Genomic DNA, 22,208 nt, shown 5'->3' on the forward strand with positions numbered 1-22,208 from the left:
GCGTCTGCGTGCTGCAGACGCGTGCCATCGACGGGATGATTCCGCGTCGATGGCGATCCGGATGCTCAGGCGTTCATGAGGTCCTGCGTCGTCTCGCGTCTGCGCGCAGGCGCAAGCGTTTCGCTGTCGCTCTGGAGCCGGAACACGGAGACGGTCTGCGACAGTGCCGCGGCCTGCTCTTCCATCGAGCGCGCTGCGGCGGAAGCTTCTTCCACCAGCGCGGCGTTCTGCTGGGTGGTCTCGTCCATCTGGGTGATGGTCTGGTTGACCTGCTCGATGCCCGACGCCTGTTCCTGCGAAGCCGCGGCGATCTCCGACATGATGTCGGTGACGCGCTGCACCGAAGAGACGATCTCGCCCATGGTCTTGCCGGCCTGGCCGGCCAGCGCCGCACCATCGGCAACCCTGCTGGTCGAATCGTCGATCAGGCCCTTGATCTCCTTGGCCGCTGCGGCGCTGCGCTGGGCCAGCGTGCGGACTTCGGACGCCACGACCGCGAAGCCGCGACCCTGTTCGCCGGCGCGCGCCGCTTCGACCGCGGCATTGAGCGCGAGGATGTTGGTCTGGAAGGCAATGCCGTCGATGACCGAAATGATGTCCCCGATCTTGCGCGAGGACTTTTCGATGTCGGCCATCGTGGTGACCACCTGGCTCACCACTTCGCCGCCCTGGGATGCAACAGAAGCCGCGCCGATCGCGAGCTGGTTGGCCTGGCGGGCGTGGTCGGCGTTCTGGCGCACCGTGGAGGTCAGTTCCTCCATCGAGGCCGCAGTCTCTTCAAGATTTGCGGCCTGCTGCTCGGTGCGTTGCGACAGGTCGTTGTTGCCGGCTGCAATTTCGGAGGATGCGGTGCCGATCGCGCCCGAGGCGTCCTGGATCTGCGCGACGATGCCGGCCAGCTGGCGCATGGTGGCGTTGGCATCATCACGCATCTGCGCGAACACACCCTGGAAGTCGCCGTCCATTCGGGCAGTGAGGTCGCCGCCGGCCAGGGCCGTCAGCACGCTCGACACCTGGTCGAGACTGGTGGCATTGGCGTCGAGCAGGCCATTGAGCTGCTGCGCAAGCTGCAGCAGGAAACCCTGCTTGTCGTCGGTACGGACGCGGCCCGACATGTCGCCGGCCGCCGCTGCGGCGACGATCCGCGAGACCTCGGCTTCGACCCGGACTTCGGCGGTGCGGTCCGCCCATTCAACAACGAAGCCTTCCTGACGACCGTCGGCGGCGAGCACCGGATTGATGATCAGCTGCATCGTGCGGCCGCCGACGCGGATCTGCGCGCGGTGGGTATCGCGCAACTTCGCCAGCATCGCCGCCTGATGCTCGGGCGCGCGGTGGAAGCCGTCGATGTTGCTGCCCACCAGCGCGGCAGCGTCGAACGCAGGCAGATCGCGGCGCAGATCTTCCTGCGCCTCGGCGAGCATCAGCTGCAGCGGACGGTTGACGTAGACGATGTCGCGCGCGGTGTCGGCGATCATCACGTGGGTGGTCACGCTGTCGAGCGCGGTGCGGATACGCAGGTTCTCGCGGGCGACCACCAGGTCGGCCTCGGCGCGCTGGCGCAGGCCGTCCTGCATCCGTGCCAGTGCCTGCAGCAGTTTTGCGGTCTCGTCGTGCCCGACGGTGGTGATCGTGGTGTCCAGATCGCCGGCGGCGACACGGTCAGCGATCGCGATCGCCCGGGCCAGCGGTCGCGAGACCAGCCGGCGGCTGGCGACCACGATGGCCGTCACGAGGACGAAGAGCGCGAACAGCGACACGCCCGCGACTTTCCAGCGCATCGCGCCCAGCACAGCTTCGGCATGCTGACGCGGCTTGACCGCCACCAGGACCCAGTTCCAGGGCTCGAATGCGACCGCATGCAGGTCGGCGCTCGCCGGCGATGCCGAACCATCCGGAGACAGCGACATCCGCAGATCACCATTGATCGCTGGATCGGCGAGCATGGCCGTCAGGGTGGCCTGCTCGCCGGCGTCGGCCAGGACGAGGGGATCACCATCGATTCCCGCGGGATGGGACACCAGCACCGGCGCATCACCGCTGCGGTCGACCACGACGATGTAGCCGTCGCCGCCGATGCGGGTCTCGCGCAGACGCGTCGTCAATGCGGCCAGGCCTTCGGTGTAGTCCAGGCCAATGAACAGACTGCCGACCAGAGCGCCCTCGGCATCGAGCAGCGGACGGTAGTGGGTCATGTAGTCGCGACCGAACAGGCGCGCACGGCCGGTATACGACTCGCCCGCAAACAGGCGTGCGTAGGCCGGATGCGCAGCATCGAGCGCGGTGCCGATCACGCGGTTGCCGGCGTCGTTGGTCAGCGAGGTGGTCACCCGGACCAGCGCATCGGCATCGCGCGCAAAGATGGTCGCCACGGCGCCGGTGTTTTCGGTGAAGCGGTCGACACTGGCGAAATCGAGATTGGCGACCTGATCGCCGAGCATCAGCGTCGGCGTCTCGCGCTCGCCTACGACGACGGTGCTGGCGGCGTCGAGCGCCGGGCTGCCCGCGGGCAGCAAGGCGGCGAATGCGCTGCCCAGACGCTGGGTGTTGTCGACCAGGGTGCGCTCGTAGAGCGCGACGCTTTCGCCGATGGTATCCGCAGCATCGGCAAGCGAGACCCGGGCCTGCTCTTCGTATACGGCAGCGGAATCGCGATAGACGATGATGGCCAGCAGCAGCAGGCAGAGTCCCGCAGCAAAGCCCGCGGCAAGCGAGAGTCGGGTGCCGATCGTGGCGTGTTGCAGGGCGCGTTGCATTCGGATCACTCCAAGCTGTGACTTTTGTTCACGGTGGTTATCGACACGTGAAAGCTTCGCTTGAGTCGCCGCCGACGGACGGTCGCCAGAAACGACGCCGCCCCGATCGATGACCGGGGCGGCGTGGTGGAGCGGGTGGGTTCGATTGGCGAACGTCAGAACTCGGCCCAGTTGGTTTCGCTCACGCTCGGGGCCTGCTTCATGGGGGCGGAACGTGCCGCCGGGGCGGGCTTGCGACGTGCGGCCGGTGCCGCCGGTGCGGCGGCGCGTGCGACCGTCTGCACGGACATTGCAGCTTGGACGGCGACCTGCGTCGGATCGAGGCGGAAAATCGAGATCGTCTGTGCCAGGCCTGCGGCCTGCTCTTCCATCGAGCGTGCCGCGGCCGAGGCTTCTTCCACCAGCGCTGCGTTCTGCTGGGTGGTCTCGTCCATCTGGGTGATGGTCTGGTTGACCTGCTCGATGCCCGATGCCTGTTCCTGCGAAGCCGCGGCGATCTCCGACATGATGTCGGTGACGCGCTGCACCGAGGACACGATCTCGCCCATGGTCTTGCCGGCCTGGCCGGCCAGCGCCGCGCCATCGGACACCCTGCTGGTCGAATCGTCGATCAGGCCCTTGATCTCCTTGGCGGCCGCCGCGCTGCGCTGGGCCAGCGTGCGTACTTCGGAGGCGACAACCGCGAAGCCGCGGCCCTGCTCACCGGCGCGCGCCGCTTCGACCGCCGCATTGAGCGCGAGGATGTTGGTCTGGAAGGCAATGCCGTCGATGACCGAAATGATGTCGCCGATCTTGCGCGAGGACTTTTCGATGTCGGCCATCGTGGTGACCACTTGTCCCACCACATCGCCACCCTGCGAAGCCACCGAGGCTGCGCCGATGGCCAGCTGATTGGCTTGACGGGCGTGATCGGCGTTCTGGCGCACGGTGGAGGTGAGTTCCTCCATCGAGGCTGCGGTCTCTTCGAGGTTCGCGGCCTGCTGCTCGGTGCGCTGCGACAGGTCGTTGTTGCCGGAGGCGATCTCCGAGGACGCGGTGCCGATGGCGCCCGAGGCCTGCTGGATTCGCGACACGATGCCGGTCAGCTGGGCGACGGTGGCATTGGCGTCGTCGCGCATCTTGGCGAACACACCATGGAAGTCGCCGTCCATGCGTACCGTGAGGTCACCGCTGGCCAGCGCGGTCAGCACGTTCGACACCTGGTCGAGGCTTGCGGCGTTGGCGTCGAGCAGGCTGTTGAGCTGGCTGGCGAGCTGGAGATAGAAGCCTGTCTTGCCGTCCAGACCGATGCGGTGGGTCAGATCCCCTGCTGCGGCCGCGTCGATCACCCTTGCCAGCTCCACTTCCACGTGGACCTGCGGCGTGCGATCGCGCCATTCGATGACGTAGCCGAGCAGATTGCCGGCAGCGTCGTCGACGCGGGCCATGGTCTGGCCGAAATGCGCGCCGCCCATCGTGAGTGCGTCCTGGTGCACGCCTTCCAGCTGGGACAGAACCTCCGCGGTCCGCTCGGGGTTGGGTTGGTAGGTATCGATGGAACTGCCCAGCAATGCGTCGATGTCGAACTCGGGGAGGGTGTTCCGGACATCGGTGTCGTACTGGCGCAGCAGGTCGCTGACGGCGGCGTTGGCATAGATGATCGTGCGCGACGGGTCGGCGATCATCACGCTGGTACCGGAGCTGTCGAGCGCGGTGCGGATGCGCAGGTTCTCGCTGGCGATCGCCTGGTCACGCTCGATGCGCTCGCGCAGATCGCGCTGCATGCGCTGCATCGACTTGAGAAGATCGCCGATCTCGTCTGCGCGGCTGGTGTCGATGTGGCTGTCGAGCTTGCCACTGGCCACGTCCTGCGCCACGTCTGCCGCCTTGCGAACCGAGCCGGTCAGGTTGCGCGCCATCAGCCAGGCGACGAGCACGCCGCCACCGATGCCTGCCAGCAGAAGAATCGCAAGCATCAGCGTCGAGGCGGAATACGCGCCCTCGGCCTGCGCATTCGATTCAGCGGCAATGCGGTTGGCCTCGTCAGCCAGTGCGGCCAGCGCGGCGCTGGTCGCGTTGTGCAGGTCGCTGGTTTCGCCGATGAACGTGTCGGTGGCGTCGTCGGGCAGGTCGAGATCCAGCATCTCGTTGACCGCGGCGTAGGAGGCACGCGCCTTGTCCCAGGCGGCGACGAGTTCCTCGAGTCTGCTCTTTTCTTCGGGGGTGTGGGCGAACTGGCTGTAGTTCTCGAAATTCGTCGCAAGCTGCGCGTCGATGGCCCTCGCCCGCTCACGCGCCTGCTGCTTGGATGCTTCGCTGGCGCGCACAAGACCCCGGTAGGAGGCCGTGCGGAACTCGCCGAGCAGGGCGCGCGTCTCGCCGACCAGCGTCACGCTGGGCAGCACGTCGGTCGCGAGTTCCGACGTGACACGGTCCATCGAACGCAGCCCCATGTAGGCGCCGATGCCCTGGATGAGCATGATGATCAGGACGACGCCGAAAGCCAGCATCAGCTTGGGCGCGAGCTTGAGATTCGAGAACCACTGCATGGGGCAACTTCCCGTTGACAGAATGGAAGACGGCCCGGTCACGCATCGCGGGACCGGGCCGGAACATCACTTGATCGTGGCGAGCTTCACGTCGCTGGGCGAGCGGACCGCGATCTCGGCGCGGTTGGCGTCGCGGGAGATCGTGCCGATCACGCAGACGTCGCGGCCTTCGAGCTCTTCCGGCGTCGGACGGAACTTGTCGCGCTGGTCCTGCGGGATACGCGCAGAGAACGTGTGGCGCGGGAATGAGCCGCCCATGTGCAGGAACGTCGGCGAGCCTTCCGAGTTTTCTGCATAGCGGGTCTTTTCGACCTTGCCGCAGACCATGCCGCTTTGACCGACGAAGCGGGTGGCCTGGTCGGGACGGATGGCGTCCTGGGCAACAGCGGCGGACGCGAGGCCGCTCAGCAGCAGCGCGGCCAGAAGGCGGGTCGGGGTCTTGAGGGGCATTACGATCTACTCCAGTCGGGGATATCGGGCCATGGTTCTGCAGCCCGTTGCCCCACTAGCGGCGACGGGGCGGGAAACTTGAGGGTGTCTTCAGACGAATTTCACGCTGCGACATCGAGCGCGGCGGTGTCGACGAAGTCAGCGCTGTCGAGCAGGGTCTCGATGTCGAGCAGGATCAACATGCGCTCGTCGAGGGTGCCGATGCCGGCAATGAACTTGGTGTCGACCGCGGCGCCGAATTCCGGCGTCGCGCGGACCTGGTCTTCGGCCAGCGGCACGACATCGGACACGCCGTCGACAACGATGCCGACCACCCGGTCCTCGACGTTGAGCACGATCATCACGGTGAAGCTGTCGTAGCGCGCTTCGGCCAGGCGCAGCTTCAGCCGCAGGTCGATCACCGGCACGATGGTGCCGCGCAGATTGATGACGCCCTTGATGTAGTCGGGCGCGTCGGGCAGGCGGGTCACCGCGTCATAGCCGCGGATCTCCTGGACCTTGAGGATGTCGACACCGTAGTGCTCGGCGCCAAGCGTGAAGGTCAGGTATTCGCCAGCGGCGCTGGGGGTGGAACTGGTCATGCGGTGCGCTCCTGCTGCGTGGGCCGCGGAAGTGCGGCGTGTGGTGACCTGCAGGAGATCGGCCGGCGCGGGCTCAACTTTAGGCCGCGGGTCAACCGCCGTGTCGCTGGCGCGCATTGCGCAGGCGCTCGATCTGGAAGATGTACTGCAGCACACGCTGTTCGTAGGCGGCTGGCAGATCGATGAAGCGGCATCCGGCGCGCCAGAAGAGCGCGCCGCGAAGATCGAAACGTTCGACGTGGCTCACTTCGAGCGCCACCTGCAGCAGCGAATTTTCACCAAGACGCAGCTGGCAGGGGCCGATGCGCGAGCGGACAGCGAAGCGGGCTGCGTCACTGTCGGGCACGGCGACCGCGAGACCGCCACCGCTGATGTCGAGCACGCGCAGGCCCGGCGCGGCGGGATCCGGTGCGGCGTCGCCGTCTCCGATGTGCAGGGTGACGGGCGCGGTCGGGGCGATTTGCAGGCGATACAGTTCGCGGCGCTGCAGACGCAACAGGAAGTCGGGCCATGGCACGAGAAACGCGGCGTAGCCCTGGTAGTCCATCGGGGTCGGCGACGGCAGTCGGAACCGGATCGGCACCAGATCGAGCTGGGTCCTGCAGACCAGCCGGCTGGCGTTCGCCATGCGCCGGTTCATAGCCTCGTGCCGGTTGCCGTCCAGGATCAGCGTGCCGTCGTCGTGGACGGCCAGCAGCGCCGTCGGGCAGGTCAGTCCCCCGGGGACCAGATGCGCGGTGATGATCGACCGTGCCTCGACAAGCGTGCGCAGCACGCTGGCGATCTCGAGCGGGTGCCGCAGCGCGAAGGGGGAGCCTTCGTCGTCGTCGAGCAGGAACGCGGGGTCTTCAGCAACGAGCATCATCCGGGGCCGGGAAAGGTCCAGTCATTACGTTAGCGGCCGCGCATCCCGGGAGTTGAGGTGCGCGGCCGCATCGTCGAGGGCGTCAGCCCGGCTCGAACTGCGGCTGCGGTTCCGACGCCCGGTGCATCGTGCGCTGCAGCAGTGCCGTCGTCGCGTCGATCTGGAACACTGCGACGGTCTGTGTGAGGTCCGCGGCCTGTTCCTCCATCGAGCGCGCCGCAGCCGAGGCTTCTTCCACCAGCGCGGCGTTCTGCTGGGTGGTCTCGTCCATCTGGGTGATGGTCTGGTTGACCTGCTCGATGCCCGACGCCTGTTCCTGCGAAGCCGCGGCGATCTCCGACATGATGTCGGTGACGCGCTGCACCGACGACACGATCTCGCCCATGGTCTTGCCGGCCTGGCCGGCCAGCGCGGCGCCATCGGCAACCCTGCTGGTCGAATCGTCGATCAGGCCCTTGATCTCCTTGGCCGCTGCGGCGCTGCGCTGGGCCAGCGTGCGCACTTCGGACGCCACGACTGCGAAGCCGCGCCCCTGTTCGCCGGCGCGCGCCGCTTCCACCGCCGCATTGAGCGCGAGGATGTTGGTCTGGAAGGCGATGCCGTCGATGACCGAGATGATGTCGCCGATCTTGCGCGAGGATTTTTCGATATCGGCCATCGTGGTGACCACCTGGCTCACCACTTCGCCGCCCTGGGATGCAACAGAAGCCGCGCCGATCGCGAGCTGGTTGGCCTGACGGGCGTGGTCGGCGTTCTGACGCACGGTGGAGGTGAGCTCCTCCATCGAGGCTGCGGTTTCTTCGAGGTTCGCGGCCTGCTGCTCGGTGCGCTGCGACAGGTCGTTGTTGCCGGAGGCGATCTCCGAGGACGCGGTGCCGATGGCGCCCGAGGCCTGCTGGATTCGCGACACGATGCCGGTCAGCTGGGCGACGGTGGCATTGGCGTCGTCGCGCATCGTCGCGAACACGCCCTGGAACTCGCCGTCCATGCGCACGGTCAGATCGCCACGCGCGATCGCCTGCAGCAGCGTCGAAAGCTGGGCGAGGTTGCCGTCGGTCGTCGCCATCAGACGGTTCAGGCCTTCGACCATGATCCGGAAGTCGTGCTGGAACGCTGCCTCGTCGCCGCGTACAGCGAAATTCCCGCCGGCGGCAGCGTTCACCAGGTGACGGATCTCGGTATTCATGGCGAGTAGGTTCGCCTTGGTGGTGACCATGGCTTCGGTCAGATTGGCCTGTTCGCCCGGCAATGCGTCCATGTCGACGGACAGGTCGCCGATGGCGTACCGCTGCATGATCTCGGCCATGCGCATCTCGACGGCGATATGCGCGCCGACCAGCGCGTTCGTTTCGCGCACCATGCGCCCGTATTCGCCGGGGAACCCGCTGTCGTCCATGCGGTAGCTGATCTGGCCGGCCTCGTGCTTGGCCGCCATGTCGCTCTGTGCGGAGATCACCGAACGCAGTTGGGACTGCATGATCTGCATGGCACCCAGCAACTGTCCCACCTCGTCGCGACGGGTGGTATCGATGACGCCACCGAGCTTGCCGGCTGACACATCGTTGGCGACGCGTACGGCCTCGCGTACTGGCGTGACGATCGCGCGTGCGATGAACCAGCCCATCAGCCCGGCGAGCATGCCGAGCGCGACCATGCCGCCAACGATGGCACGCTTGCCGGCTGCGTATCGCGTGTCCGCTGCTGCGATATCGGCCTGCACCCTTGTCGTGGTCTCATCGCCCAGCGTCTTGAGCGCGGCGAACAGCTCGCGACGAAGCGGACGCGACTTGTCGTCTGAGACCGCCTGCGCGGCAACCGGGTCACCGGCAGCCAGCGCAGCCGTGATCTCGGCATGCGCGCCGAAGTAGGCGTCGAGACGCTCGGAGACCTGCGCGTAGAGCGTCTCCTCCGTGTCCGACAGCGGCAGCGCCTCGTAAAGCGTTCTCTGGGCCTGCACGATGTCCATCGACTCGGCCATGCGCCGGTCGTAGTCGGCGACCGCATCCGGTTCGTCGAGTCGTGTCAGCTGCGCCATTTCGAAGGTGCGGAATTCTCCAAGCTGGCCGCGGACCTCGCCCATGTACTGCAGTGCCGGGACGTTGTGCGTACTCACGCCCTGGAGCTGACGATTGAGCTGGCCGAGTTGCAGCAACGCGAACAGACCCAGCGCGACAGTCATCAGCGAGGTCAGGGTGAAGGCAACAGCCAGCTTGCGGCCAATGGCGAGGTTCTGGAACCATTTCATGGAAAGATCTTCCCGGAAACTGGATGGCGGAGTTCGATCGACAGTCGACCAAGCGTGCGCGGACGCTGGGTGCTGCCGGCGCGGTGGGCGCTTTCGATCGCCCGGTTATTCGATAGCGGCGCGCCGGCGGGATTCTTGACGGACGATGCGTCGGCAGCGGCAATCGCTCGCCTGCGTGCAACATCGCAGGGCGCCCGCGGGTCGGTGTCACGATCTGCGACGCGCGGCGGGTGCGGACGTGGTTTGCGTGGAGACGCAACTGGTGGACGATCGATAGATCCGGCAACGTCCTTGCGCACACGACCGACTCGGACCGGGCAGGTCTGCGCGCGAAGATAAGGCTGTGGACTGCTGCCTGCTTCGCCCGGACGCTGAAGCGGTGGTGATCAGGCCGCCTGCGGCACCCGCAGCGAGCGCACCAGGCCGCCGATGTCGACGATCAGGGCGACGCGGCCGTCACCGAGGATGGTGGCGCCGGAGATGCCATCGACGCGGCGATAGTTGTTCTCGAGGTTCTTGACCACGACCTGCTGCTGGCCGATCAGATCGTCGACCTGCAGCGCCAGCTTCTGGCCGTCGCCTTCGACCACGACCACGATGGCATCGTCTCGGCGCGCCTGACCGTAGCGGTAGTACTCGTTGAGCGAGACCAGCGGCAGGTATTCGCCGCGCACGCGCAATACGCGGCCTTCGCCAGCCACGCTGCGCATGTCGTCGGGCTCGGGCTGCAAGGCCTCGATGACGTGCGACAGCGGCAGGATGAGGGTTTGATCACCGACGGCGACCGTCATGCCGTCGAGGATCGCCAGCGTCAACGGCAGGCGGATGACCACGCGGGTCCCGCGTCCCAGCGCGCTTTCCAGCTGCACTTCGCCGCCCAGGGCCTGGATGTTGCGGCGGACCACGTCCATGCCCACGCCGCGGCCCGACAGGTCGGTCACTGCATCGGCGGTGGAGAAACCGGGCTGGAAGATCAGGTCCCAGACCTGGCTGTCGGTGGGCTTTTCGGGCACCACCAGACCGCGCTCGGCGGCCTTGGCCAGAATGCGCTCACGATCCAGACCGCGGCCGTCGTCGGCGACTTCGATGACGATATGGCCGCCCTGATGGGACGCGGCGAGGGTGATCGTGCCGGTCTGCTCCTTGCCGGCGGCGAGGCGGGCGTCGGGCAGCTCCAGACCATGGTCGATCGAGTTGCGCACCAGATGCACGAGCGGATCGGCGATCTTCTCGATCAGGCCCTTGTCGAGCTCGGTGCCTTCGCCCAGGGTCTTCAGGCGGACCTGCTTGCCCAGGCGGGCCGAGAGATCGCGCACCAGGCGCGGGAAACGACGGAACACCGCTTCCACCGGCAGCATGCGCACGCCGATGACGGCTTCCTGCAGATCGCGGGTATTGCGCTCCAGCAGGTCCAGGCCTTCGAACAGTCGCTCGGCCAGGGCCGGGTCGAGGTTGGCGCTGACCTGCTTGAGCATGGCCTGGGTGATGACCAGTTCGCCGACCAGATTGATCAGGCCGTCGATCTTGTCGGTGCTGACGCGGATCGAACTCTCGGCCGGATCCTGGCCACCGCTCTTGCCGTCCGCGGCGACCGCCACCGGGCCGGTGGACGGCTCGAGCGCGGCGGGCATCACCAGATCGGATGTGTCGGGGTCTGCCGACGCTTCGGCGAGGATCGCCTGCACGTCGAGCTCGCAATCGTCTTCGACCCAGGAGAAGGCGTCGTCCACCGCGCTGCGTGGCACCGTGCCGATCAGGCCCAGGTCCCAGGCCAGATAGGCCTCCAGCGGATCCATCTGCTCGAACCCGGGCAGACGCTCGGTACGGCAGGCGACGTCCAGGGTGCCCAGGCGGTCGAGCTCGCGGATGATGCGCAGCGGATCGTTGCCGCTCATGAACAGCGAAGCTGCAGGGGTGAAGCCGATGCGCCAGCCCGCGGGCTCGGCCTCCGGCACCTCGGCCTTCACCGCTGCGAGCACGGGCGCCTCGGTCCCGGCAAGGACGGCATTGAGGCGCGCCTGCACGGCCTGCGAGGCTTGCGGGTCGGCCGGGTGGCCGGTCTCGGCTTCGCCCAGCAGGGCGCGCAGCACGTCGACCGAAGCCAGCATCGCGTCGATCGCGGCGCCGGTGACTGCGCGCTTGCCCGCGCGCAGTTCGTCGAGCAGCGTTTCCAGCACATGGGTCAGCGCCGCCACGGCGTCGAAGCCGAACGTGGCGGCGCCGCCCTTGATCGAATGGGCCGCGCGGAAGATCGAGTTGATTAAATCCGAATCCCGGTTGCCCTGTTCGAGCTGCAGCAGGCCGGCCTCCATGGCTTCGAGTCCCTCGCGGCTTTCCTCGAAGAAGGTGGCGTGAAAGCGCTGCATGTCCATGCTCATGGGAACTCGGCCTGCGATCGGTGTGGGGGGAGGGCGGCCGGGCGTCAGCCCAGTACCTTCTGGACGGTGGCGACGAGCTGCTCGGGGTTGAACGGCTTGACCAGCCAGCCGGTCGCGCCTGCCGCCTTGCCCTCGGCCTTCTTGTCTGCGGCCGACTCGGTGGTCAGCATCAGCATCGGCGTGAACTTGTAGTCGGGAATGCCGCGCAGGGCGCGGATGAGCGAGATCCCGTCCATGTTCGGCATGTTGACGTCGGTGACCACCGCATTGAAGCGCTGGCCCTGTGCACGCCCGAGGGCGATCTGGCCGTCCTCGGCCTCGTCGACGGTGAAACCGGCCGAGGTCAGGGCGAAGGCCACCATCTGGCGCATCGAGGCCGAATCGTCCACTACCAGAATGCGTGCGCTCATGCGGCGTTCTCCACTGTGCTTGCGTCTGTTGCGTTAGAGGGATCTGGGCTGCTGTCGCCGAGTCCGAGTGCCGGACCCAGGCCGAGCAGCCGGGCGGCATCGAGCATCGGCTCGCTGCTGCCCTGGAGACGGGTCGGATGGCCGGTGCCCGCGCGGCTTGCAAAGAACGCGCACAGCACCTGCATGCCGGCGGTATGCACCCGCCGCACATCGGCAGCGTCGAGAACGACGGCGTCCGCACGGTCGAGGTAGGGCGCAAGCCGTTCCTTCAGGCCGGTGCTGGCCTCGATCCCGAGGTCATCGCCTAGGTGCACGGTGTCCATCACATCTCCGACAGATTCAAAGGGGGTGGTCAGGAATAGCGGCGCATTGACGAAGATCTTTAGCCGTGCCGTCGATCGCGGTCGATCAGTCGGGCGAGAACAGCGGGATCGCCATGAGCTTGGCCGAGTCCAGCAGCAGGGTCACCATGCCGCCCAGGCGGGCGATGCCGCGGATGCGGTGGTCGCCCACCGGCGCGAGCCGCGAGGTGTGCGTGCCTTCGATCTGTGCATCGCCGATCAGCACCACGTCCTCCACGGCCGAGACCCGCAGGCCGAGCACGTCGCCGTTGTCGTCGAGCACGATGATGCGGGTGAGTACTGTTTCCTCCACCGGTGCTGCCCCGAGCTGAATGCCCAGGTCGACCACCGGCACCACTTGCCCGCGCAGGTTCATGACGCCGACCACGCACGGCGCAGCGCCTCGCAGCGACAGCAATGGCGCGGGCAGCACGACCTCCCGGATTTTCAGCAGTTCGATTGCATAGGCCTGCGGGCCACAGCGCAGGCGCAGCCATCGCGCCAGGCGGTCGGCGCTTCTGCGTTGCTGGGTCGGCGCGTGTGCCGTCTCGTCCACGTCGTCGCGCGCGCCCGGCAACGGTGCGATGGAAACCTTTCCACCCGGCGTGGCGCCCGGCGGAATGACGGCGCGCGGCGTTGCCGGTGTCACGGGGCGACGCAGCGCCGCAGGCGCAGGCACCTGGGCAGGGGCCGGCGCGGGCGCGGGCAGGGCGGCTCGACGCGGGGGTGGGGCAGCCACGGGTGCCGGCCTGGCAGCAGGCGCGGTCGGCTGCGCTGGCGGCGCGGCGGCGTCTGGCGCGGCCAGCAGCATGCCCAGATAGTCATCGACCACCCCAGTGGCGCTCATGCGGCCTGCTCCACCGCCTGCTCTTCCGCGAGCAGCCAATCCAGGGCCCGCGTATAGGCCGACATCGCGCGGCCGGGCATGTCGCCGCTGAACACTTGGCACGCCAGCACGTCCGCGTTGCTGAGCTGCGTATCGACCGGTACGGCCTCGCTCCAGATGCGGCCGCGATACTCGTCCTGCAACTGCGCGAGCGTGTCTCGACCGATACGGGTGCGGCGGTCGTACATCGTCGGAATGATCGAGGCCGGCAGCGGTCGCTGACGCGAGCGCTCGACCATCTCGCCGGTCCGGACCATGCCGGCCAGGCCGTAGAGCGCGAGCGGCTCGCACTGGGTCGGCACGATCAGGCGATCGGCCGCGGCCAGTGCGTTGACCATCAGCAGGCCCAGCGTCGGCGGGCAGTCGAGCAGGATCGCGTCATGCCCGCCAGCGTGGCGGGTGATCGCCTGCGACAGCGCCAGGCCAAGGCCCGGCTGGGTGGCACTGCGCCGCTCCAGTGTGGCCAGCGCGGTCTGCGCGCAGACGAAGTCCAGGCCTTCGGTCGGCGAAGCCCGCATCAACGACGCCAACGCCGGTGGTGGTGCACCGAACAGGTCGACGACACCCGGCGGAGGCGGATCGCTCGGGACGCCGAAAGCGCGCGTCAGCGACGCGTGCGGGTCGAGATCGACCAGCAGCACACGCAGCCCGCGCGCCACCATGGCGCGTCCGAGGGCGAGCGAGGTCGTGGTCTTGCCCACGCCTCCCTTCTGGTTGGCAATCGCCCAGACACGCATCAGCTGTCTCCTTGCGGTGGGGGGGAAGAAATGGGAGGAGGCGCCGTCGCAGATGCGGTGACGGCAGGCTGCGGCACCGGTGCCGCCGGATAGGCGGGCGCCGGCGCTGGCGACGCTGGCGCCGGGGCAGACGCGGCGCGCGGTGCGATCGCGGTGTCCTGCGTGGCGAGCACCATCAGCACCACACGCCGGTTTGCGTTGCGGCCGGCATCGGACGTGTTGTCGGCCTTGGGGCGAAACTCGCCGTAGCCCACCATCACCAGGCGTTCGGGTGCGAACCGCTCGCTGACGAACAGATGGACGACGCTGGCCGCGCGCGCCGCCGACAACTCCCAGTTCGACGGGAACTGGGAGGTCGCGATCGGACGATCGTCGGTATACCCCTCGATGCGGATCGGGTTGGGCAGGTCGCGCAGCACCACGGCAAGCCGCCCCAGCAGTTCGCGGGCGCGGAATTCGAGGGTGGCCGATCCGCTCGCGAAGAGCAGGTCGCTGTTGATCTCGACCTCGAGCCACAGGTCGGACCGGCGCACGGTGATCAGGCGCGCCTTGACCATCTCCGACAGCGTGTCTTCGAGCTGCAGTGCCAGGCCCGCGAGCTGGTTGCGGGACGCGGCGATCGATGCGGCGTCGGCGCCGCTGTCGCCGATCCGGTCTGCGCGCAGCTTGGATTCCAGGATCGGCCGCAACGGCGAGTCGAGCACCGGCTGCGAAGAGGGCCCCTGCCGGGCGCCACGTGGTACCGGCGTCGGCTTGCCGATCGACGCTTCCATCTTCTGGTTGTCGCCGATCTGGATCGGATCGAGCGTGCTCGGCGGTGCGTTGAACGCACTCGCCAGCGACGCGGCGACGGCGCGGTACTTGCCCTCGTTGACGGAGGAGATCGCGTACATCACCACGAAGAACGCGAGCAGCAGTGTCACCAGGTCGCCATAGGGAATGGCCCAGGCTTCGTGGTTGACGTGGTCCTCGTGGGGCTTCCTGCGTGCCATGTCTGCGGATCAGTGCAGGAAGCCGGCGAGCCGAGCCTCGATGTTGCGCGGGTTCTCACCCTGCGCGATCGCGATCAGCCCTTCGATGGCCAGCTCGCGCTCGCCGCTGCGTCGACCGATCACGCTCTTGAGCTTGGCCGCCATCGGCAGGAAGAACATGTTGGCCGAGGCGATGCCGTAGATCGTGGCGGTGAATGCGGCGGCGATGCCGTGGCCGAGCTTGCTCGGATCGGCCAGGTTCTTCATCACCGCGATCAGCCCGAGCACCGCGCCGACGATGCCCAGCGTGGGCGCATAGATGCCCATGCCTTCGAACACCTTGGCCGCAGCGAGGTCGTGGTGTTCCTCGCCCTGCAGTTCGATCTCCAGCATGTGCCGGATGGCCTCGGGCTCGACGCCGTCGACCAGCATCTGCAGGCCCTTCCTGAGGAATGGATCGGTCTGCGCTGCGACATGACTTTCCAGCCCCAGCAGGCCCTGTTTGCGCGAGACATTGCTCCACTCGATGAGCTGCGCGATCAGCGCCGCACGATCGGACACCGGCGGCTTGACCACCCAGCCGGCAATCTTGAAGGCGTGTTTCAGGGTGCTGCCCGGCGTATGCAGCATGATCGCCGCGACCGTGCCGACCATGACGATCAGGAAGGCGGCGGGCGACCAGAGCGCGCTCAGGCCCGCGCCCTTGAGCACACTGCCGCCCATGATCGCGATCAGGGCAAGCACGAGTCCGGCGACGCTGAAGAGGTCCATGGGGTAGGTATCGGCGGAGACTGGAAGGACTTGAATGAGAGAGCGCTGGCAAGCAGCGCCCGGCGATCAGCGCAGACGCAGCGCGTCGACGTCGAGAATCAGTGCCAGGCGCCCGTCACCGATCAGCGTGGCGCCGGCATAACCGGGCAGTCCGCGCAACGCTCTGGGCAGCGGCTTGATCACCACTTCCTCGCGGCCGCGCACTTCATCGACGACCAGGCCGAACCGGCTGTCGCCGCGCTGCAGGACCACGATGGTCAGCAGGGTCGTGTCCTGCGCCGGTGTCCCCAGCCAGTGGCGCAGGTCGAGCAGCGAGAGTGTGTGCGAGCGGCGGTCGAGCGCGGCGCGTCCGTCGAACCAGTTCACCGTGCGCGACGGCGCGTGCAGGACTTCCTGCACGCGTGCCAGCGGCAGCGCGTAGGCATCGCCCGCCGCATGCACGAGCAGGGTCGGCAGAATCGCGAGGGTCAACGGCACGCGCAGGGAGAACCGGCTGCCGCGGCCGAGCTCGGACGTGACCTGGATCTGGCCGCCGAGCTCGCGGATGCGCGACTGCACGACGTCCATGCCCACGCCGCGGCCGGAGATGTCGCTGACCTCGTCGCGCGTGGAGAAGCCGGCCATGAAGATCAGGTTGAGACACTCTTCGGCACTGAGCCTGGCAGCCGACTCGGCGTCGATCAGACCTTTGTCGCGCGCCTTCGAACGCAGGCGTTCGGGATCGATGCCGGCGCCATCGTCCTGTATCTCGATGCCGACGTAATCGCCCTGCTGCTGCGCGCTCAGGCGTACGCGGCCAGCGCGCGGCTTGCCGGTGGCTTCGCGCAGCGCAGGCATCTCGATGCCATGGTCGATGGCGTTGCGCACCAGATGGATCAGCGGGTCGGCCAGCGCCTCGACGAGGTTCCGGTCGAGCTCGGTTTCCGCGCCCACCAGATCCAGGTCCACTTCCTTGTCGAGCGCGCGCGCGACATCGCGGGCGAGCTTGGGGAATCGTGAGAACACCTTGCCCACCGGCTGCATGCGCGTGCGCATGACCGCGCTCTGCAGGCGCGCGGTGGCGTTGTCGAGCGTGGTCACCGCGCGGTCGAGATCCTCGTCGCGCAGGCGCGCACGCAGGGTCTTGAGCCGGTTGCGCGCGAGCACGAGCTCGCCGACCAGATCGACGATGACATCGAGGCGCTTGGTGTCGACGCGGACGGTCTGTTCGCGTTCGGTCGCGGGCGCTGCGCTTGTGGCCTGGGACGCAGCCTGCGGCGGCGGTGCGCGGCGCGGCGGTGGCGCAATGGCGGCCGGTGCGGCCGTTGCGGGTGCCGCGCCCGACGTGTGAGCGGCGCCCGGCGGTGCATCGCCATGCAACTGGTCGAGCAATGCTTCGAATTCGTCGTCGCCGATCATGTCACCGGCGGTGGACGCAGGCGCGGGCGACGCAGGCGCCGCAGCGCCCGGCGCCGCGCCACCGTGGAGCTGGTCGAGCAGGGCTTCGAATTCGTCGTCGCCGATCATCCCCGCGTCAGGTGCGGGCGCGGTCTGCAGGCCGGGGGCACTGTCGCCGTGCAACTGGTCGAGCAGCGATTCGAACTCGTCGTCGGTGATCATCGCCTCGCCGCCGGCCGCTGGCGCAGCCGGGGACTGCACTGCAAAGCGCACGGGTACGCCGACGGGAATGTCGTACGGCGCGAAGCCGGCGATCAGCGCGTCGGGCGCGCTCGGCACGGTGTCCTGGTGTTCGATCGCGTCGACCATCGCCTGCAACCAGTCCAGCGACTGCTGCGCGGCGTCGAAGTGACGCGGTAGCAGGGCGGCCTGGCCGGCGCGCACCATGCCCAGGGTTTCCTCGGCGGCATGGCACAGCTGCACGAGTGGTGTGGCACCGAGAAAGCCGGCACCGCCCTTGAGCGTGTGGAATGCGCGGAACACCGCGTTGAGACGCTCGCGGTCGCCGGGTGTCTGCTCGAGGCCGACAAGTTGCCCGCCGAGGTCGTCCAGCAGTTCGCGTGCCTCAAGCACGAAGTCGGCGACGATCTCGGGCGCCTGCATGGCTCAGAGCCCCAGGTTCGAAAGCAGATCGTCGGCATCGCTCTGGCCGACGGTGTTGCGGTCCAGCCCCGTGACGGCCGGGCCGTTGCCGCGTGCATCATCCACCTTCGGCGGCAGGCCGAGTGCACCGAAGCCCTCGTGCACGCCGCGCACGATCCCCGCCACGCGACGGATGATCTGCCCACCCAGGTCCTGGTGGCTCTGCGCCAGTGCCATCTCGCGCAGGTTCTCCCGCAGCGATTCGATCGTGTCGGTCTGGATGTCGTCGAGCGGCCCCTCCTTCAGGCGCCCCACCAGCGCACGGCTGTCGTCGATGAGATCGAGCGTGCGATGGGTGGCCTGTTCGGTCATTTCGACGACGTGGTCGAGCCTGGCGCAGGCGTCGTCGAGCCCGTCGCTTCCTTCGCCGGGTGGCGGGGGCAGGGTGTCGAGTGCCTGCGACAGCTCGCGCGCCAGACGGCCGAGGCCGGTGACCAGTGTGCGCGCGCGGGCGTTCGCCAGCGCATCGACTTGCTTGCGCCAACCGTCTTCGTCGCCGCGCTCCAGCGCCTCGAGCGCATCGTTGAGCATGCCGGCCAGCCGGGTGCGCTCGATGTCGGGCGTGCTCATGCGGCGGTGCCGAGACGTTCGAAGATCTTGCCGAGCTTCTCTTCGAGGGTCTGCGCAGTGAACGGCTTGATGATGTAGCCGTTCACGCCGTTCTGCGCGGCCTCGATGATCTGCTCGCGCTTGGCCTCGGCCGTGACCATCAGCACCGGCAGCGTGCGGAACTTGGCGTCGGCGCGGATCTCGCGCAGCAGCTCGATGCCGGTCATGCCGGGCATGTTCCAGTCGGTGACCACCAGTTCCACCGCGTCCTGACGCAGCACGGCGAGTGCGCTGTTGCCGTCTTCCGCCTCGACCGTGTTGTTGAAGCCGAGATCGGACAGCAGGTTCTTGACGATCCGGCGCATCGTCGAGAAATCGTCGACGACGAGGATGCGGATGTTCTTGTTCAAAACGGACTCCAGTGTGAGCGTGACATCAGTCGTCGGCACCGTATCCGGTGTCGGCGAGTTCGAAGGCGGTGAGACGGCCGCGCAGGCGCACCACGGCCTGGCCGTGGATCTGGCAGACGCGCGACTCGCTGACGCCGAGCACGGCGCCGATTTCCTTCAGGTTGAGTTCCTGTTCGTAGTACAGCGACAGCACCAGCTGCTCGCGCTCGGGCAGGTGGCCGATCGCGGCCATCAGCTCGCGGCCGAACTCGCCGCGCACCAGGTTTTCCTGGGGCGTGGGACCGCCGCCACGGTTCACCGGTTCGACCTCGCCGTGGTCCTCGATGTGCGAATCCAGGCTCAGGACCTGGCCGCGGGCGGCGTCTTCGAGCAGACGCTGGTAATCCTCCAGCGGCATTTCCAGTTTCGCGGCAACCTCATGCGCGCTCGCGGCGCGCCCGGTGGTCTGCTCGATCGAACGGATCGCCGAGGCCGCGTCGCGGGCGCGACGGTGCACCGAACGCGGTACCCAGTCGCCGCGGCGGATCTCGTCGATCATCGAGCCGCGGATGCGGATCGAGGCATAGGTCTCGAACGAGGCGCCCTGGTCGGCGTCGTAGCTGCGCGAGGCCTCGAGCAGGCCGATCATGCCGGCCTGGATCAGATCGTCGATTTCGACGCTGGCCGGTAGCCGCGCGGCAAGGTGGTGGGCGATCCGGCGCACGAGTTCGGCGTGCTGCACGAGGGGATCGACATCGGGGGTGACGGCGCGTTGCACCGACTCGTACTGCTGGCGTGCGGCGAGGCTCATGCGGCTGCTCCCTGGCGCAACATGCGTTCGACGAAGAATTCCACGTGGCCGCGCGGCGCGGTCGGCGCCTGCCAGCGCGATACGCGCTGCGCGATCTCGATCAGGGCGCGCGCCGACGGACTGCCCGGATAGGCAGTGACCACCGCCTGCTGTCGCTGCACGGCCATGCGCAGCCAGTCGCACTGCGGCACCGCACCGAGGTAGTTCAGCGACACATCGCCGATGAAACGCTCGCACACGCGCGAAAGTTTCTCGTGCAGGTTGCGGCCTTCCTGCGGGCTGCGGACCATGTTGGCGATCACCTGTACCCGGTCGACGCCGCGCTCGCGCGCCAGCACCTTGATCAGCGCGTAGGCGTCGGTGATCGAGGCGGGCTCGTCACAGACCACGACAATCGCGTCCTGCGCGGCCTGGCAGAAGGTCAACACCGAATCGGTGATGCCGGCAGCAGTGTCGACGACCAGCAGGTCGAGGTCGCGCTGCAGGTCGTTGAACACGTTGACCAGCCCCGCGTGTTCGGCGGGACGCAGCTCGGCCATATGGCGACGCCCGGACGCGGCGGGGACCACGAGCACGCCTGCGGGCCCTTCGAGAATGATGTCGTCGAGCTCGCAGCGTCCGGCCACGAGATCGGCCAGCGTGTGCTTGGGCGACAGGCCCAGCAGCACGTCGACGTTGGCCAGGCCCAGGTCGGCATCGAGCAGCAGTGTGCGTTGGCCCATGCCCGACAGCGCGACCGCGAGATTGGCCGACACGTTGGTCTTGCCCACGCCGCCCTTGCCGCCGGTGACGGCCAGGGTGCGGACGGGCTGGAAGGGAGCGGAGGACATCGGCAGCAGCTCAGGCGACGGCATGGGTGTGTTCCGGGACAATCGGCTTATCGGCATCGCGGCGCAGATCTTCAAGGCGAAGCACCAGATGGGCGGCATTGGCCCGGTGCAGGTCTTCGGGCACGCGCTGCCCATCGGTCACCCAGGTGAGCGGCAACTGGTGGTCGACGGCGACCGACAGGGCGCTGCCGAGGCGGCCGGTTTCGTCCAGCTTGGTCAGCACCACGCCCTGCGGGCGCACGCTGTCGAAGCGGCGGACGACTTCGTCGAGATCGGCGAAATGCATGTTGGCGGGCAACACCAGCAGGGTGCGCACGTTGCGGGCGGCGCGCAGCCAGTTCAGCTGGCCGGCCAGCGCACGGTCACGCTGGCTCAGCCCCGCGGTGTCGACCAGCACCAGCTTGTAGTCCTCCAGCTTCTGCAACAGCTGCACCAGGCTGGTCTCGCTGTCGGCTTCATGCACGGCGATGCCGAGCTGGCGGCCGTAGCTGTGCAACTGTTCGCGGCCGCCGATGCGCGAGGTGTCCGTGGTCACCAGCGCGATGTCGCGCGCCTGGTGCTGGGCCGCATACAGTGCCGCCAGCTTGGCGATGGTCGTGGTCTTGCCGGCACCGGTGGGACCGACGAGGGCGATCACGCCTGCTTCGCGCAGCGGGTCGATCGGGCAGACCGGCAGACGCTTGGACAGCAGTGCGAGCATCAGGCCGCGCACCCGTGAGTCGGGCGTGTCTGCGGGAATCTGCAGCACGGTGTCGCGGGTGATGCCGGCATCGAAGCCGTAGTCTTCCATCAGCTCCATGGCCTGGGCGCGGGCAGGTGAGCCGCGCAGGCGCTCGTCGGTGAGACGGGCCATCTCGCGCTCGATCATCATGCGCATCTGCGCCAGTTCGTCGCGCATCTGCGCCAGTTCCCTGTCGCTCGAAGGCACCGGCAGGGTCGGCACTGCCGACAGGACGGCCGGCTCGGGCGCGATCCGCGACGGAAAACCGTCGTCCTCGGCAAGGTGTGTCGCGGGGGGAACGAAGACGGGGCGGGGGGTCGCCGCGACCGCAGTGGCTGCCGGCAGTGTCGGCGCCGCCGGCGTGTCGTCGCGATGGCCGGCGGCCAGAAGCTCGGCGAAGGTGGGGCCGTCGAGATCGAAGCGCGCAGGCTCGGCCGGCGGCACAAACGCGGCCGGCACCGGCGGCTGGGCCGCAGCAGAGACCGGCGACACGGCTGCCGGCGCTGCCGGGCGAGCGCTCGCCTCGGGCCGTGCCGTGGGCTGGGCGGAAAGCGGCGCCGCGGCCGGCGCTTTCGGGGCTGCGAGGTCGCGGAGCCAGCGCTCGGACGGCGTCAGCGCGGCGTCGGCGTCGCGTGCCGTGCGGCTGTCGCGCAGCATGGTCGCGAGTGGCGGCGCGGCGGGCGGCGTTTCGCGCGGCGCGTCCTCGAGGGCACGCTGCACGTACCCTTCGTCGTAATTGCTGGCCGCGACGATCTCCACGCCCTCGTCGGTGCGGCGGTTGGACAGGATCACAGCGTCCGGTCCATGCGCCTGGCGCACCATCTGCAGGGCGCTACGCATGTCGGCGGCAACGAAGCGGCGGATTTTCATGTCGGGAGCCCGTGATTCGTACTGCGTGAGTGGTTCGAGA

Annotated in this window: 18 protein-coding genes and 2 pseudogenes; all 20 read right to left on the reverse strand. The window is 68.1% G+C overall.

What is annotated here, in order from left to right; all coding sequences use genetic code 11:
• Positions 1–65: 65 nt before the first annotated feature.
• The gene (locus tag AC3IRM_RS08225) at positions 66–2,756 is read right to left on the reverse strand and encodes a methyl-accepting chemotaxis protein (protein ID WP_489205704.1); all 2,691 of its coding nucleotides are present in this window, start codon (positions 2,754–2,756) and stop codon (positions 66–68) included.
• A 155-nt stretch (positions 2,757–2,911) separates the two neighbouring features.
• Positions 2,912–5,284, reverse strand: a complete 2,373-nt coding sequence (locus AC3IRM_RS08230; protein WP_489205875.1) for a methyl-accepting chemotaxis protein — start codon at positions 5,282–5,284, stop codon at positions 2,912–2,914.
• Positions 5,285–5,350: 66 nt separating this feature from the next.
• Positions 5,351–5,734, reverse strand: coding sequence for a hypothetical protein (locus AC3IRM_RS08235; protein WP_489205705.1), 384 nt, complete (start codon positions 5,732–5,734; stop codon positions 5,351–5,353).
• Positions 5,735–5,835: 101 nt separating this feature from the next.
• Positions 5,836–6,315 carry a chemotaxis protein CheW gene (locus AC3IRM_RS08240; RefSeq protein WP_489205706.1) on the reverse strand — a complete coding sequence of 160 codons (480 nt, stop codon included), beginning with the start codon at positions 6,313–6,315 and terminating at the stop codon, positions 5,836–5,838.
• 91 nt (positions 6,316–6,406) lie between these two features.
• A complete protein-coding gene (locus tag AC3IRM_RS08245) occupies positions 6,407–7,180 on the reverse strand; it encodes a flagellar brake protein (protein WP_489205707.1) in 774 nt (257 codons plus the stop codon).
• Between the two features lie 82 nt (positions 7,181–7,262).
• Positions 7,263–9,425 (reverse strand): methyl-accepting chemotaxis protein, encoded by a 2,163-nt coding sequence (locus AC3IRM_RS08250; RefSeq protein WP_489205708.1) that lies wholly within the window; start codon positions 9,423–9,425, stop codon positions 7,263–7,265.
• Between the two features lie 386 nt (positions 9,426–9,811).
• Positions 9,812–10,984: pseudogene (locus AC3IRM_RS08255) on the reverse strand (chemotaxis protein CheA); the annotation flags it as partial.
• A gap of 122 nt (positions 10,985–11,106) precedes the next feature.
• Positions 11,107–11,803, reverse strand: a pseudogene (locus AC3IRM_RS08260) (Hpt domain-containing protein); the annotation flags it as partial.
• Positions 11,804–11,847: 44 nt separating this feature from the next.
• The gene (locus tag AC3IRM_RS08265) at positions 11,848–12,213 is read right to left on the reverse strand and encodes a response regulator (protein ID WP_489205709.1); all 366 of its coding nucleotides are present in this window, start codon (positions 12,211–12,213) and stop codon (positions 11,848–11,850) included.
• On the reverse strand, positions 12,210–12,536 hold the full coding sequence (locus tag AC3IRM_RS08270; RefSeq protein WP_489205710.1) for an STAS domain-containing protein: 327 nt from the start codon (positions 12,534–12,536) through the stop codon (positions 12,210–12,212). Before AC3IRM_RS08270 ends, AC3IRM_RS08265 begins: the two co-directional genes overlap by 4 nt.
• Positions 12,537–12,621: 85 nt before the next feature.
• Positions 12,622–13,401, reverse strand: coding sequence for a chemotaxis protein CheW (locus AC3IRM_RS08275; RefSeq protein ID WP_489205711.1), 780 nt, complete (start codon positions 13,399–13,401; stop codon positions 12,622–12,624).
• Entirely contained in the window at positions 13,398–14,177 is a 780-nt protein-coding gene (locus AC3IRM_RS08280) for a ParA family protein (protein ID WP_489205712.1), read from the reverse strand. Before AC3IRM_RS08280 ends, AC3IRM_RS08275 begins: the two co-directional genes overlap by 4 nt.
• Positions 14,177–15,169 (reverse strand): flagellar motor protein MotD, encoded by a 993-nt coding sequence (gene motD, locus AC3IRM_RS08285; protein ID WP_489205713.1) that lies wholly within the window; start codon positions 15,167–15,169, stop codon positions 14,177–14,179. The genes AC3IRM_RS08280 and motD overlap by 1 nt, the downstream gene beginning before the upstream one ends.
• A gap of 9 nt (positions 15,170–15,178) precedes the next feature.
• Positions 15,179–15,919, reverse strand: coding sequence for a flagellar motor protein (locus AC3IRM_RS08290; protein ID WP_489205714.1), 741 nt, complete (start codon positions 15,917–15,919; stop codon positions 15,179–15,181).
• Positions 15,920–15,985: 66 nt separating this feature from the next.
• Positions 15,986–17,959: a chemotaxis protein CheA gene (locus AC3IRM_RS08295; protein ID WP_489205715.1), complete on the reverse strand. Its 1,974-nt coding sequence runs from the start codon at positions 17,957–17,959 to the stop codon at positions 15,986–15,988.
• A 3-nt stretch (positions 17,960–17,962) separates the two neighbouring features.
• Complete coding sequence (locus AC3IRM_RS08300; protein WP_489205716.1) at positions 17,963–18,568, reverse strand: protein phosphatase CheZ; 606 nt, start codon at positions 18,566–18,568, stop codon at positions 17,963–17,965.
• Complete coding sequence (gene cheY, locus AC3IRM_RS08305) at positions 18,565–18,957, reverse strand: chemotaxis response regulator CheY (protein WP_489205717.1); 393 nt, start codon at positions 18,955–18,957, stop codon at positions 18,565–18,567. Before cheY ends, AC3IRM_RS08300 begins: the two co-directional genes overlap by 4 nt.
• A gap of 25 nt (positions 18,958–18,982) precedes the next feature.
• Complete coding sequence (locus tag AC3IRM_RS08310; RefSeq protein WP_489205718.1) at positions 18,983–19,747, reverse strand: RNA polymerase sigma factor FliA; 765 nt, start codon at positions 19,745–19,747, stop codon at positions 18,983–18,985.
• Positions 19,744–20,601, reverse strand: a complete 858-nt coding sequence (locus AC3IRM_RS08315; RefSeq protein WP_310233701.1) for a P-loop NTPase — start codon at positions 20,599–20,601, stop codon at positions 19,744–19,746. The genes AC3IRM_RS08310 and AC3IRM_RS08315 overlap by 4 nt, the downstream gene beginning before the upstream one ends.
• On the reverse strand, positions 20,588–22,168 hold the full coding sequence (flhF, locus tag AC3IRM_RS08320) for a flagellar biosynthesis GTPase FlhF (protein ID WP_489205719.1): 1,581 nt from the start codon (positions 22,166–22,168) through the stop codon (positions 20,588–20,590). Before flhF ends, AC3IRM_RS08315 begins: the two co-directional genes overlap by 14 nt.
• Between the last annotated feature and the right edge of the window lie 40 nt (positions 22,169–22,208).

Source organism: Luteimonas sp. KH_071, assembly GCF_057838005.1.

Excerpts from the sequence above, each read along its gene's own strand:
- AC3IRM_RS08225 (WP_489205704.1), bottom strand. The coding sequence starts at position 2,756 with ATGCAACGCGCCCTGCAACACGCCACGATCGGCACCCGACTCTCGCTT.
- AC3IRM_RS08230 (WP_489205875.1), bottom strand. The coding sequence starts at position 5,284 with ATGCAGTGGTTCTCGAATCTCAAGCTCGCGCCCAAGCTGATGCTGGCT.
- AC3IRM_RS08235 (WP_489205705.1), bottom strand. The coding sequence starts at position 5,734 with ATGCCCCTCAAGACCCCGACCCGCCTTCTGGCCGCGCTGCTGCTGAGC.
- AC3IRM_RS08240 (WP_489205706.1), bottom strand. The coding sequence starts at position 6,315 with ATGACCAGTTCCACCCCCAGCGCCGCTGGCGAATACCTGACCTTCACG.
- AC3IRM_RS08245 (WP_489205707.1), bottom strand. The coding sequence starts at position 7,180 with ATGATGCTCGTTGCTGAAGACCCCGCGTTCCTGCTCGACGACGACGAA.
- AC3IRM_RS08250 (WP_489205708.1), bottom strand. The coding sequence starts at position 9,425 with ATGAAATGGTTCCAGAACCTCGCCATTGGCCGCAAGCTGGCTGTTGCC.
- AC3IRM_RS08265 (WP_489205709.1), bottom strand. The coding sequence starts at position 12,213 with ATGAGCGCACGCATTCTGGTAGTGGACGATTCGGCCTCGATGCGCCAG.
- AC3IRM_RS08270 (WP_489205710.1), bottom strand. The coding sequence starts at position 12,536 with ATGGACACCGTGCACCTAGGCGATGACCTCGGGATCGAGGCCAGCACC.
- AC3IRM_RS08275 (WP_489205711.1), bottom strand. The coding sequence starts at position 13,401 with ATGAGCGCCACTGGGGTGGTCGATGACTATCTGGGCATGCTGCTGGCC.
- AC3IRM_RS08280 (WP_489205712.1), bottom strand. The coding sequence starts at position 14,177 with ATGCGTGTCTGGGCGATTGCCAACCAGAAGGGAGGCGTGGGCAAGACC.
- motD (WP_489205713.1), bottom strand. The coding sequence starts at position 15,169 with ATGGCACGCAGGAAGCCCCACGAGGACCACGTCAACCACGAAGCCTGG.
- AC3IRM_RS08290 (WP_489205714.1), bottom strand. The coding sequence starts at position 15,919 with ATGGACCTCTTCAGCGTCGCCGGACTCGTGCTTGCCCTGATCGCGATC.
- AC3IRM_RS08295 (WP_489205715.1), bottom strand. The coding sequence starts at position 17,959 with ATGCAGGCGCCCGAGATCGTCGCCGACTTCGTGCTTGAGGCACGCGAA.
- AC3IRM_RS08300 (WP_489205716.1), bottom strand. The coding sequence starts at position 18,568 with ATGAGCACGCCCGACATCGAGCGCACCCGGCTGGCCGGCATGCTCAAC.
- AC3IRM_RS08310 (WP_489205718.1), bottom strand. The coding sequence starts at position 19,747 with ATGAGCCTCGCCGCACGCCAGCAGTACGAGTCGGTGCAACGCGCCGTC.
- AC3IRM_RS08315 (WP_310233701.1), bottom strand. The coding sequence starts at position 20,601 with ATGCCGTCGCCTGAGCTGCTGCCGATGTCCTCCGCTCCCTTCCAGCCC.
- flhF (WP_489205719.1), bottom strand. The coding sequence starts at position 22,168 with ATGAAAATCCGCCGCTTCGTTGCCGCCGACATGCGTAGCGCCCTGCAG.